Annotated in this window: 9 protein-coding genes; 7 read left to right on the plus strand and 2 right to left on the minus strand. The window is 63.8% G+C overall.

From position 1 onward, the window contains the following. Window positions 1–236: 236 nt before the first annotated feature. The gene (locus F757_RS0116830) at window positions 237–1,466 is read left to right on the plus strand and encodes a citrate/2-methylcitrate synthase (RefSeq protein WP_027212409.1); all 1,230 of its coding nucleotides are present in this window, start codon (window positions 237–239) and stop codon (window positions 1,464–1,466) included. 178 nt (window positions 1,467–1,644) lie between these two features. After that, window positions 1,645–2,904 (plus strand): IS256 family transposase, encoded by a 1,260-nt coding sequence (locus F757_RS0116835; protein ID WP_027212410.1) that lies wholly within the window; start codon window positions 1,645–1,647, stop codon window positions 2,902–2,904. A gap of 268 nt (window positions 2,905–3,172) precedes the next feature. Here F757_RS0116835 and F757_RS0116840 read toward each other — a convergent pair whose 3' ends face one another. Next, window positions 3,173–3,478, minus strand: coding sequence for a DUF2917 domain-containing protein (locus tag F757_RS0116840; protein ID WP_027212411.1), 306 nt, complete (start codon window positions 3,476–3,478; stop codon window positions 3,173–3,175). 168 nt (window positions 3,479–3,646) lie between these two features. Between F757_RS0116840 and F757_RS0116845 the strand changes: the two genes are divergently transcribed. From F757_RS0116845 to F757_RS0116860, 3 genes are all read left to right on the plus strand, one after another. Further along, the gene (locus F757_RS0116845; RefSeq protein ID WP_027212412.1) at window positions 3,647–5,056 is read left to right on the plus strand and encodes an aminotransferase-like domain-containing protein; all 1,410 of its coding nucleotides are present in this window, start codon (window positions 3,647–3,649) and stop codon (window positions 5,054–5,056) included. 136 nt (window positions 5,057–5,192) lie between these two features. After that, complete coding sequence (gene mdtD, locus F757_RS0116855) at window positions 5,193–6,653, plus strand: multidrug transporter subunit MdtD (protein ID WP_051376802.1); 1,461 nt, start codon at window positions 5,193–5,195, stop codon at window positions 6,651–6,653. Between the two features lie 481 nt (window positions 6,654–7,134). Beyond that, a complete protein-coding gene (locus F757_RS0116860) occupies window positions 7,135–8,409 on the plus strand; it encodes an EAL domain-containing protein (RefSeq protein ID WP_027212414.1) in 1,275 nt (424 codons plus the stop codon). On the opposite strand, the gene F757_RS0116865 is transcribed toward F757_RS0116860, so the two are convergent. Beyond that, window positions 8,365–9,666 carry a sigma-70 family RNA polymerase sigma factor gene (locus F757_RS0116865; RefSeq protein WP_027212415.1) on the minus strand — a complete coding sequence of 434 codons (1,302 nt, stop codon included), beginning with the start codon at window positions 9,664–9,666 and terminating at the stop codon, window positions 8,365–8,367. The genes F757_RS0116860 and F757_RS0116865 overlap by 45 nt on opposite strands. A 198-nt stretch (window positions 9,667–9,864) precedes the next feature. Here F757_RS0116865 and clpP point away from each other — a divergent pair, with 198 nt between their 5' ends. Then, complete coding sequence (clpP, locus tag F757_RS0116870; protein ID WP_027212416.1) at window positions 9,865–10,524, plus strand: ATP-dependent Clp endopeptidase proteolytic subunit ClpP; 660 nt, start codon at window positions 9,865–9,867, stop codon at window positions 10,522–10,524. A gap of 108 nt (window positions 10,525–10,632) precedes the next feature. Next, complete coding sequence (locus F757_RS0116875; protein WP_027212417.1) at window positions 10,633–12,243, plus strand: NYN domain-containing protein; 1,611 nt, start codon at window positions 10,633–10,635, stop codon at window positions 12,241–12,243. Window positions 12,244–12,354 lie beyond the last annotated feature (111 nt).

A 12,354-nucleotide genomic window follows, 5' to 3' on the forward strand; every position in this document is an offset into this window, starting at 1 on the left:
GGGGTTGCCTGCTGGGGCTGCCTGCTGGGGCTGCCTGCTGGGGCTACCTGCTGGGGCTACCTGCTGGGGCTACCTGCTGGGGTTGCCTGCTGGGGTTGCCTGCTGGGGTTGCCTGCTGGGCTTGCCTGCTGGGGCTGCCTGCTGCGACTACTTGTTGCCGCTACTTGCCGCGGCGACCTATTGCGTGCGGCCGCTTCCCGCGGCCCCTTACTGCGGCCACCTCGTCGCTCACCTTCATGCCATTGTCCGATTCGCTGACCGCCGCCGAAGCCGCCGCCGAACTCGGCATCAGCCTCGCCACGCTCTATGCGTACGTCAGTCGCGGCTTGCTGAGTTCGTCGCCGCACGCGCAAGGCAAGCATCGCCGCTATGACGCGGGTGAAGTGCGGCGGCTCGCGCGGCGCAAGGCAGACGGCAAGCGCGCCGGCAAGGTTGCGCAAAAAGTGCTGGACTGGGGCGTGCCGGTGCTCGAGTCGTCGATCACGCTCGTTGCCGATGGACGCTTGCTGTATCGCGGACGCGATGCGCTGGAACTCGCCCGCACCGAATCGCTGGAAGATGTGGCAGCGCTGCTGTGGGAGTGCCGTGCGGCGCGCATCGCTGCGGCGCCGGCCGTCCCGCTTGCCCCCGCACAATGGGCTGCCTGGCTCAAGCTGTGGGGCGACAGCACGCCGCTCGACCGCGCGCTGGTCCTGCTGCCGGCGGCCGCCGCGCAAATGCCGCGGGTCTGGGCGCTGGGGCGCGACGCGCAACTGGACAACGCGTGCGCCGTGATGCGGCTCCTCGCTGCGGCGATGATCTCTGGCGCGCCGTCGAATGCACCGCTGCATCGGCAACTGGCATCCGCCTGGCAGGTGCGCAACCGGCAGCAGGCGGCGCTGCTGCGTGCCGCGCTGGTGGCATGCGCGGACCATGAGCTGAACGCATCGACGTTCACGGTTCGCTGCATCACGTCGACGGGTACGCATCTGTTCGGCGCGGTCGCGGGCGGTCTGGCTGCGCTCGCCGGCCCCCGTCACGGCGGCGAAACGATGCGCATCGCGGCGTTGCTGGACGAAGCGTCGCGCGCCGCCGATCTCGACCGTTATCTGGCCACGCGTCTGTCGCGCCACGAACATGGCGCGCAGGGCCCCGTGCTGTCCGGCTTCGGCCACCCGCTTTATCCGGACGGCGATCCGCGAGCGCGGCTGCTGCTGGATTTGCTGCAGGAATGCGCGCCGGCCCGCTCGCCGCTGGGCGAAGTTCAGGCTCTGTCGCGCGCGGTTCACGACACGACGGGCGCGCAGCCGACTGTCGACTTCGCGCTCGCGGCCATCGAGCGCGTGCTCGGCTTGCCGGCCGGCGCCGCGTTCACGATCTTCGCGACGGGCCGGGTAGTCGGCTGGATCGCGCACGCAATGGAGCAGGCGCGCGACGGCGGATTGATCCGGCCGCGGGCAAGGTATGTGGGGGAGTTCGAGGGCTGATGGCTGTGGGCTGTGGGCTGTGGGCTGTGGGCTGTGGGCTGCGGGCTGCGGGCTGCGGGCTGCGGGCTGCGGGCTGCGGGCTGCGGGCTGCGGGCTGCGGGCTGCGCATTCAGCGTCGCCCGGTGAGCCTGTCAGAAATTTTGTGTTCAAGGCATAACATGTACCCAAAGGAGCATGTATGCCAAGCAAACCGAAAGCAGGGTCTGCGCCCCCGCCTGAGCTGCCGGCAATACCAGAGGAGCTCATCGATCAGATCGTGAAGGGGCCGATGACGGCGGAAGCCGTACAGGCGGCCTCGATGGCCTTCAAGAAGGCGCTGATCGAGCGCGCGCTGGGTGCTGAACTCCAACATCATCTGGGCTATCCGAGCGGCGGCCGACGTCCGCCGGAGTCGGCCAACCAGCGCAACGGCAGGAGCGGTAAGACCTTGCTGACAGAGGACGGCCCGTTACGGGTGGACATTCCACGCGACCGTGACGGCAGCTTCGAACCGATCCTGATTGCGCGGCACGAACGCCGCTTTACCGGCTTCGACGACAAGATCATTGCGATGTACGCGCGCGGCATGACCGTGCGTGAGATACGGGGCTTTCTGGCCGAGCAGTACGGCACCGAGGTGTCGCCCGAGTTCATCAGCTCTGTCACCGATGCAGTGACTGAGGAAATCATCGCCTGGCAGGGCCGTCCGCTCGAGCCGATGTATCCGGTGGTGTTCTTCGACGCGCTGCGTGTGAAGATCCGCGACGAAGGGATGGTGCGCAACAAGGCGGTCTATCTGGCACTGGGGATTCTGCCCGATGGCACGCGGGACATTCTCGGGCTGTGGATCGAGAACACCGAAGGCGCGAAGTTCTGGATGAAGGTCTTCAGCGATCTGAAGACGCGCGGCGTGCAGGACATCCTGATCGCCGTCACCGACGGGCTGAAGGGCATGTCCGAAGCGCTGGGAGCGGTCTTCCCGGCGACCACGCTGCAGACCTGTATCGTGCACCTCATCCGCAATTCACTCGACTACGCCGGCTGGAAGGAGCGTCGGGAACTGGCGGCGGCCCTGCGCCCGATTTACACGGCGGCCAGTGCTGCCGCAGCCGAAGCGGAGTTGCTTGCCCTGGAACGCGGCCCGTGGGGCAGCAGGTTCCCGACCGTCATCGCAGCCTGGCGCCGCGCATGGGATCGCGTGATTCCGTTCTTCGCGTTCCCGCCTGAGGTGCGAAAGGTGATCTACACCACGAATTCGCTGGAGAGTGTGAATGCTCAACTGCGCAAGATCATCAAGACGCGTGGACACTTCCCGTCCGACGACGCCGCGACCAAACTGCTCTGGCTTGCGCTGCGCAAAATCACCAGCGACTGGAGCCGCGCTGCCCACGACTGGAAAGCTGCGATGCGGCAGTTCGCGATCCTCTACGAGGATCGCTTCACACGACCCGACAGCTAGAATGAAATTGATCGCCCACCACGCCCGAAATGTTCAGACGCCTTGCACACAAAAATTCAGACACTCCCCGCCCGGTCCAAGGTTCCAGGCACCAGTTGCATGATCAAATCCGGGTCAAGGTTCAATCCCTTGCCCGGTTCTACCGTCACTTCTTCCTTGCGTTTGCGTGGCGGCTCCTTGCCGTCAGTTTATGCCTCGCACACAAAGGTCCGGATAGGCTCGGCCTTCCGGACGCGGCTTCACCGCCCGCTACGGGAAGTGGCCGCCCTCACACCGCGCCGAGCCAGCGCGGCAGCCAGTCCGGCACCGAAAAGCCGCGCGTCGGCCGGGTTGCGCCACGCTCCGAGCCGCTTGCGAGCGCGAAGCGCGCACCGGCCCGTCCCGCACTGATCCACGTGACCGCCTGGCGAGGCAGTTCGATCGATTCGCCGGTGGCAAGCCAGTAGTCCGCGCTGTCGCCCTCGACCGTCAACCAGATTTCACCCGAGATCACCTTGAAGGTGGACGGGCGTGCGACACGCCAGGCCGCGGCCGGCTCGTCATGTTCCAGTTCGAAAATCCGCACTTCGCGCATTGCCGTTCTCCTTCAAAGGACTTTTCTGTTGTATCGATTATTGTCGTGCGATGATCGGATACCCATGCACAGTTCCGAACACTTTCATCGGAACTGTGCAGTCGAAAAACCGAACAGTTGTCGCGCATCGGCGGCCTGAGCGCGAGCCTCGTTCGGGAAGGAAACAGCATGCGACCTCAAATTCAGCTTGATAGAGAGAGCGGCGTACCGCTGACCGAGCAGATCGTTGCGGGCGTCACCACGTGGATCCGCTCGCGCGCCGCGCACCCCGGCTCGAAGCTGCCGTCGATCCGCCAGTTCGCGGCCGACTACGGAGTCAGCCGCTTCCCGGTGATCGAGGCATACGACCGGTTGGTGTCGCTCGGTTACGTCGACTCGCGCCATGGTTCGGGCTTCTACGTGGCCGGCCGGCCGCCTGGCGCTTCGCAGTGCGATGGGACGTCGGACCCACGCCGCGCCGAGGACGAATCGGGCCACCTGCTCCAGCAATTCAACCATCCGGGCGAGACGCTGAAGCTCGGCAGCGGATTTATCCCCGAAGCGTGGCGCGACACGGAAAGCATTGCGCAGGCCATCCGGCACGTGTCGCGCACCGATCCCGCGAGCATGGTCGACTACGCGACGCCGCTCGGCAACCTGAGCTTGCGCGAGCATCTGCAGGCCCGCATCGCGCAACTGGGAATCCGCGCGGACACGTCGCAGATCGTCATCACGAACGGCGCGAGCCAGGCTTTCGACCTGCTCATGCGCTACATGCTGAAAGCAGGCGACACAATCTTTGTCGAAGACCCCGGCTACTACAACCTGTACGGCCTGCTGAAGCTACACGGCGTACGGCTCGTCGGCATTCCGCGCACGCGCAGCGGGCCGGACCTGGATGTCATGCAAAGCCAGTTGAAGCTGCACAGGCCGAAGCTCTTGTTCATTAACACGGTATTCCACAACCCGACGGGGACGACCGTTGCGCCGCCTGTGGCGTTCCGGCTGCTGCAACTTGCGCGCGAGCACGGCTTCACGATCATCGAAGACGATGTCTACGCCGACTTTCAGACCGACATCACGGACCGTCTTGCCACGCTCGACCAGCTCGAGCATGTGATCTACGTGGGCGGACTGTCGAAGACGCTCTCGTCTGCGTTGCGAATCGGCTGCGTGGTCGCGAGCCACGCGATCGTCAAGGACCTTGTCGATATCAAGATGCTGACGAGCATCGGCGGCTCGCTGTTTGCCGAAGCGGTGACCGCGTCGCTGCTCGAGCGCGGCGCCTACCGCAAGTATCTCGAACGCCTGCGCCGCCGCATGCGCGACGCGCTCGGCTCGACGATCCAGACGCTCGAAGACGCGGGCTGGGAAGTGTTCGAGAAGCCGGTCGGCGGCAAATTCTTGTGGGCCCGCGTGCCGCATGTGGACAATGCCGAGCGGCTCGTGGAATGTGGCGCGCCGTTGGGCGTGACGGTAGCGCCGGGCAGTTACTTCCGGCCGGGCATGGAGCCAAGCCCGTGGATCAGGATTCACGCGGCGTTCGGCAATGATCCGCGGGCGCAGGCGTTTTTCAAGGCGGCGGCGCAGTTGCGCTGACAAGCCGGGCACCCGGTCCGCATTTTTCCTGTCTGCGGCCACGCCGGCTTCTTGACTGGCCGGTCCTGCATGCGGGGTCCGCCGCTTTTCCCTAGAATAGCGAGTCCCTGCCCGTCCCGCGCCTAGCCGCTACTTCATGTCCTCGCCGCCGACTCCGCCCGCCCCCGCAACCGTCGCAGCCAGCGCACCTTCCGCCCGTTCGCTCACGGTCATGCTGTGGCTCGTCGCGACGGGCTTCTTCATGCAGACGCTGGATTCGACCATCGTCAACACCGCGCTCCCCGCGATGGCAACAAGCCTTGGCGAACTGCCGCTGCGCATGCAGTCGGTCGTGATTGCCTATTCGCTGACGATGGCGGTGATGATCCCGGTCTCCGGCTGGCTCGCTGACAAATTCGGCACGCGGCGCGTGTTCTTCAGCGCGATTCTGGTGTTCGCGGTCGGGTCGCTGTTATGCGCGAACGCTCATACGCTGAACCAACTGGTGGCGTTCCGCATTGTGCAAGGCGTGGGCGGCGCCATGCTGCTGCCGGTTGGGAGGCTGGCCGTGCTGCGGACGTTCCCGGCCGAGCGCTATCTGCCGGCCCTTTCGTTTGTGGCCATTCCAGGATTGATCGGCCCGTTGATCGGGCCGACGCTTGGCGGTTGGCTGGTCAAGATCGCGTCGTGGCACTGGATCTTTCTCATCAACGTGCCCGTGGGTGTGGCCGGATGCATTGCCACATTTATTTTCATGCCGGATAGCCGCAACGAACAGGTCGGCAAGTTCGACGTGAAAGGCTATCTGCTGTTGATCGTCGGGATGGTGGCCATTTCGTTCGCACTGGACGGCCGCACCGAATTCGGCATTCAGCATGCGACCGTGCTGGTGCTTCTGATTCTGAGTCTTGCCTGCTTTGTCGCCTACGGGCTGCATGCCGTGCGCGAGCCCGCGCCAATCTTTCCGCTCGATCTCTTCAAGATTCACACGTTCAGCGTCGGACTGCTCGGCAACCTGTTCGCGCGAATCGGCAGCGGCGCGATGCCGTACCTCATTCCGCTGCTGCTGCAAGTGAGCCTCGGCTACAGCGCATTCGAAGCGGGCCTGATGATGCTGCCCGTCGCGGCCGCCGGCATGGCGTCGAAGCGGCTCGTGACACGGTTGATCGTCAAGTACAGCTATCGGCGCGTACTGCTCGCCAACACAGTTCTTGTCGGCTTGACGATGGCGAGCTTCTCGCTGACCAGCGCGGGCCAACCGTTGTGGCTGCGGCTCGTGCAACTGGCGTTCTTCGGCGCCGTCAACTCGATGCAGTTCACCGCGATGAACACCTTGACGCTCAAGGACCTCGGCACCGGCGGCGCAAGCAGCGGCAACAGTCTGTTCTCGCTCGTTCAAATGCTCTCCATGAGCCTCGGCGTTACGGTTGCGGGCGCGCTGCTCGCTACTTTCACAGGTTTGTTGCCGCGCGTGACGGCCGCGAACTCGCTGCCGGCTTTTCATGCGACGTTCCTTTGTGTCGGCATTATTACTGCGGGCTCTGCGTGGATCTTCGCGCAGTTGTCGCCCGAGATCCGCACGCCGGCCAAGAAGACGGACCCTTCCGAGCGGACGTGATTGTTGTGGGAACAGGAGTGGGACCGGGTGGTGAATCGCTTTATCGCCCGGAAAGACGCTTTGTTGCCGGCGGCTCTTGAGTGCTTTTTTCGTCATGACGTTGCTCGCCGCCCGGTACTGGCAAGAACTCATATCCCTGCCTGTATCTCGTCGAGGCTTGGGCAGTTGCGGGTGGAACGCCACCGGAGTCGAGCGCCGCACTTAGCCTCCCCACGGCGAACACCGGGGGGCGATTGCGGCGCAAGATGCTGGCCGGAAGTGCCGTCCGCAACAGGGCGCGGCTCGCACCAGCACAGTGCGGACGGCGGTGTCCGCGCCGCATTGACGACCAAAGTCGCGAAACCCACGCGCCGATCGCGCGCCTGGCTGACCTTTCCGCATGCGCATAGATCTTGCTCGGCTATCCTGTAAACTGACGTATCGCGCATGGAGATTACGCATTGAGCCCGTAATCTGGCCGCCACCCCACACGACTGACATGATGAGCATGATCGAACTCGATCCTCCCGGCTTTCAGCCTCCCCGCCCAATGGCCGGCGACGAGGGCTCCCGGCGCACCGTTCTCTACGGCGGCTACACCGTCTTCAGCGTATTTCAGCCGGTGTTCTCGGTGTCGCACCGCCGCGCGATTGGCTACCACGCCTCGTTGCGCGCGCACGACGAGCATGCCTTGCAAGTCCCTTCGCACGAGGTCTTCACGCAGGCAGCGCGCCGCGGCGACCTGCTGGAGCTCGGACGGCTGGCGGAGTCGCTCCATCTTGGCAACTTCAATGCGTTCGACAGTCACGACGAATGGCTTTTTCTGAGCCTTCATCCAGCGGCGTTGATGGACACGAGCTACGGCGACGCACTGCTCGCCGGGCTCAAGGCGCTGGGCTTGCCCCCTCAGCGTGTAGTGCTCGAAGTGTCCGAACAGGCGGGCGGAGAAACGACGCGCTTCACGGAGATTATCGATGCGCTGCGCAAGTCTGGCTTCCTGATCGCGCTGGACGGCTTCGGCGCGAAGCACTCGAACATTGACCGCGTATGGAACCTGCGCCCCGATATCGTCACGCTCGACCGCTGCATTCTCGCGCAGGCGAGCGAGCATTCGCACATTGAACGTGTTCTGCCCGGCCTTGTTTCGCTGTTGCACGAATCTGGCCAATTGGTCCTGATGGGCGGCCTGACTACGGAACGCGACGCCCTGATCGCACTGGAATGCAACGTCGACTTCGTGCAAGGCGCGTTCTTTGCCGGCCCGAGCGTCGAACCGGTCAAGCCGCAAACCGCTGCCGGCCTGATGGATTCGCTCTCTGCAGCGTTGCGCGAGCGCGTTGCCGCGCGCGAACGCGCGCAGGCCACGCGGCTCGCACCGTATGTCACCGCGCTCGAAACAGCCGCGGCGCAACTGGTTGCCGGGCAGCCCGCTGCCGAGGCGACCGCCCCACTGCTTAAACTTGGCGAAACGGCACGCTGCTTCATTCTCGACGGTTCCGGACGGCAGATCGGCGATAACATGCTTCCTCCCGGGCGCGCCTCGCAACGCGCCAAACGCTTCCGTCCGCTGTTGCATTCCGAGGGCGCAAGCTGGGAGCGTCGGCCATATTTCATTCAGGCGATGCGGGCGCCGGGCCGGGTGCATCTCACCCCTCCGTATCTTTCGATCAATGAAGCGCACCTGTGCGTGACTGCCTCGATCGCCGCCCATACTGCGGGCGGCACTCAGGTGCTATGCGTAGACATCAACTGGGAAGTCGCGGCCCATCGCAGTTGAGTCCAGCGAACGCTGCTGGATTCGCGACAGTAGTTCGGTGACCGCCGTGCGCCCGAGCAGACGGTTGGCGGCCTGCAACCGCGAGGCGCTTGTAACCCAGCGCAACGCAACGATTTTTGCGAGGCCGTCGGTATGGCCGTAAGGCGATTCCTGGTCGTGCGCTTGGGCGGGAGTTAGGCCGGTTGTCAGGCTACTTGCAAGACCGGTTGCAAGGCCGGTTGCCAGGCCACGGCTCGGCTCGCTTGTCATGGCGCCGCTTGTGCTGCTTGTTGCCATCTTCGGTATTTCCTCGCGCGCGCCAATGGTCTTGCCCGTTGGCGTACAGCATCTGGCGCCACTTGGCAGTGCTTCGCTCGAGCCCTCTATCGAAACGTCGATCAAGGCAACGACCTCCCCTTCGACAAGCAGCGCGATAGAGAGCATTCCGTCCACCGACACGAGTTCCGCCTGCCTCGCCTGACGCGCGAGCGAGGTCACCTTTTCCATCCAGTCCTGGAATGCCAGGTCTGGCGCGCTGGCGCCGGCCTGGACAAGTGCCTTCGCCGGCACGCGGTTCGAATGGGATTCGGCATTGGCAGGCACAGCTTCCGACGACCGCGCCACCGTGGCTGGCAACTCGCACAACGGCTGGTCACTGACGACTTCTGGCGCAGCGCTGAACAGTTCGAGCAAGCTCGTCCGGTCCTGCGCCTGCAGCGCATTGCGCAAACGCTCGACGATTAGCGCGTGCGCGCCGGGATCGCGCCGTTGCAACGGCGCACCCGCGCGCCGCAAACGCGCCCGCGCCCGATGAACCAGTTGTCTGCAACTGGCCGGTGGCCGCTGAAGAATCTTGCCGATTTCCGCGTAGTCGCAGTCGAACGCTTCGTGCAGCACAAACGCTGCGCGCTCGTCCGGCTTGAGACGGTCGAGCAGCAGCATCACGCCATAGGACATTTCCGCAGCACGCAAGGCAAGTTCTTCAGCCGATGGCGCGAATTCATCCAGCCACGGCTCCGGCAGCCAGCCGGTGGCCTGTGATTCGCGTTCGCGCTGCACATTTCTCAGACGGTCGATCGCCGTGCGCGTGGTGAGCGTGGTGAGCCAGGCGGCCGGCGTCTGCACCGCATGGGTATCGGCAAGGTGCCACTTCAGCCAGACGTCCTGCACGATGTCCTCGGCCTCCGCGCGGCTGCCGAGCATGCGATACGCCAACGCGAGCAGGCGGGCGCGCACAGCCCGGAAGCTGGATGCCTTGTCGATTTCATGTTCTTTCATGCGTGGACCTCCAGATCGTGCGTGGTGAAAAGTGCGTGCGTAGCCGATGGAATTGCCGGACGACGCGCCGCAAAGGCATCCATTGCAGCTTGACGGTTGAGCGGGTCGCCGCGTGACAGGCACGCGAAAAAAAATTTATGTCACGCCGCCTGGAGCCAGAGCGTCATACGGACAGCAGCTCACTTCAACGAGGCAGACATGCAATCCAGCTATCCACCGGTTACAGGCCTCGGCCTCGTGCCCACAGTAATCGAACAGTCCGGCCGAGGCGAGCGCGCCTACGACATTTATTCACGCTTGCTGCGCGAGCGCATCGTATTCCTGGTCGGGCCAGTAAACGACCAGTCGGCCAGTCTCATTGTCGCGCAATTACTGTTTCTGGAGTCCGAGAACCCGGACAAGGACATTTCGTTTTACATCAATTCGCCGGGCGGTTCGGTGTACGACGGGCTCGCCATTTACGACACCATGCAGTTCATCAAGCCAGAGGTTTCCACTCTATGCGCCGGCTTCGCAGCGAGCATGGGAACGTTTTTGCTATGTGCGGGCCAGCCGGGCAAGCGGTACGCGTTGCCCAATGCACGCATCATGATTCATCAGCCTTCGGGCGGCGGCCAGGGCACGGCGGCAGACATCGACATTCAGGCTAAGGAAGTGCTCTACCTGCGCGAACGCCTCAATACGATGATGGCTGAACGGACCGGGCGCAGCATCGAGGAGATCGCGCGCGACACTGACCGAGACAATTTCATGTCCGCGTTCGCAGCAAAAACGTATGGCCTAGTAGACGAGGTACTGGAAACGCGCGCGGCATTAGGCTCGTATCCGCTCGGGTCAGGCGGGCGCCATGACGTGTAACCCGGCCAGCTTTGCTGCGTTGGCGGGGCAAAAGCTGATCCCGTTGGCTGGAATCGCTATCATGGTCGCGATTCGTCGATTCCGACGAGCGCTTCAATGGAGATTGACATGGCGTCATCCAACGAAACCGTCAGCATGGCGCTATTTTGCGACTTTGAAAATGTCGCGCTGGGCGTGCGCGACGCGAAGTACGACAAGTTCGACATCAAGCTGGTGCTCGAACGTCTGTTGCTCAAGGGCAGCATTGTCGTCAAAAAAGCCTACTGCGACTGGGACCGTTACAAGAGTTTCAAGGGTGCTATGCACGAGGCCAATTTCGAATTGATCGAGATCCCACATGTGCGTCAATCCGGCAAGAATTCGGCGGACATCCGGCTTGTCGTAGACGCGCTCGACCTCTGCTACACGAAGTCGCACGTCAACACGTTTGTGATCATCAGTGGCGATTCCGATTTTTCGCCTTTGGTGTCGAAATTGCGCGAGAACGCGAAGCAGGTGATTGGCGTCGGCGTTCAGCAGTCCACGTCGGACCTGCTGATCGCGAACTGCGACGAGTTCTTTTTTTACGACGATCTGGTCCGCGAGAGTCAGCGCGCCGTCGCAAAAAGGGAGTCGTCGCGCCAGCAGAAGAACGCGCAGCCTACAGCCAAGCCATCGCCAGATGAAGAGAAAAGCCGCCAGAAGGAAGATCTCGAAAAGCGCCGCACGAAGGCTATCGAAATCGCGGTACAAACATTCGACGCGCTCGCGTCCGAGCGCGGCGACAGCGGAAAGATCTGGGCCTCGGTGCTGAAGAATGCGATCAAGCGGCGCAAGCCCGATTTCAACGAAACGTACTACGGCTTTCGCGCGTTCGGTAATCTTCTCGAAGAGGCACACGCACGCGGACTGCTGGAATTCGGCCGTGACGAGAAATCAGGCGCCTATGTGTACCGGAGTACCGCATCGAGCGTGATCGGAGATAGTGCAGCTGAATCGGGGGTCGAGCCGACACGGGTACGGGCGGGCGCGCCTCTCGATATCGTCGAGGAAGCGGAACAAGTCGACGAATCCAGGACCGTTGGAACGGCAGGCACGGAGACAGCCGGCAAACAGGATTCTCGTCGTCGCGGACGTGGCGATCGAAAGCGAGGCGCCAGCCAGCAAGCCGCCCGCGGCGCCGGACGTGAAACAGCGCTTCAGGTAGCGCCTGAAGCGGAGCACGAGTTTGCGCATGAAGTTGCGCACGAGGTGCGACACGAAGTCCGACAGGAAGTCGCGCAGAGAAGTGCACCGGAAACCGCGCCCCAAGCCAGGACTGCTGGGCGGCCTGGCGGCGGACACAGTGCAGCGGACCTGACCAGTCCTCTCGCCCCAGAAATGCACGCGCCCGCGCCGCAAAGCGAGGGGACACTCTCCGAATCGCCGCAACGCCCCGAGGCAAAGCCGGGCTGGGCTTCCGACGAAACGGGCGCCCTCGAAAGCACCGACGCCCAGCACACCGCCGCAACCGACCCAAAGCGCCGCAAGCCACGTGAACCGCGGAAGGCAGCCGCGAAGAAGACTCGGAAGTCGGCAGCCTCAGTATCGGGTGATAGTGCAGAAACGGCGCCGTCAGCACCCGAGGCTTCGACGATGACGGAGGACACGCCCACGCCACGCAAGAAAGCCGCGCGCAAGACAGCGTCGTCGAACAATCGCCGGTCGCGCAAGACAGCGGGAGGCAATGAAGCGAAATAGCCCGTTCATCGTTCTCACGGCAATTTACCGGTCCGCTCTCTGTGGGGGGCTTCTCCACGTCGCCCACAGTCTCGGCAGTCTGCGCGAGGCGCAACTTGCGTCTCGCCAGAC

The sequence above is a fragment of the Burkholderia sp. WSM2232 genome (assembly GCF_000472545.1).
In the GTDB taxonomy this organism is placed as follows: domain Bacteria; phylum Pseudomonadota; class Gammaproteobacteria; order Burkholderiales; family Burkholderiaceae; genus Paraburkholderia.

Coding starts and splice junctions, on each gene's coding strand:
- F757_RS0116830 (WP_027212409.1), top strand. CDS start 237: ATGCCATTGTCCGATTCGCTGACCGCCGCCGAAGCCGCCGCCGAACTC.
- F757_RS0116835 (WP_027212410.1), top strand. CDS start 1,645: ATGCCAAGCAAACCGAAAGCAGGGTCTGCGCCCCCGCCTGAGCTGCCG.
- F757_RS0116840 (WP_027212411.1), bottom strand. CDS start 3,478: ATGCGCGAAGTGCGGATTTTCGAACTGGAACATGACGAGCCGGCCGCG.
- F757_RS0116845 (WP_027212412.1), top strand. CDS start 3,647: ATGCGACCTCAAATTCAGCTTGATAGAGAGAGCGGCGTACCGCTGACC.
- mdtD (WP_051376802.1), top strand. CDS start 5,193: ATGTCCTCGCCGCCGACTCCGCCCGCCCCCGCAACCGTCGCAGCCAGC.
- F757_RS0116860 (WP_027212414.1), top strand. CDS start 7,135: ATGAGCATGATCGAACTCGATCCTCCCGGCTTTCAGCCTCCCCGCCCA.
- F757_RS0116865 (WP_027212415.1), bottom strand. CDS start 9,666: ATGAAAGAACATGAAATCGACAAGGCATCCAGCTTCCGGGCTGTGCGC.
- clpP (WP_027212416.1), top strand. CDS start 9,865: ATGCAATCCAGCTATCCACCGGTTACAGGCCTCGGCCTCGTGCCCACA.
- F757_RS0116875 (WP_027212417.1), top strand. CDS start 10,633: ATGGCGTCATCCAACGAAACCGTCAGCATGGCGCTATTTTGCGACTTT.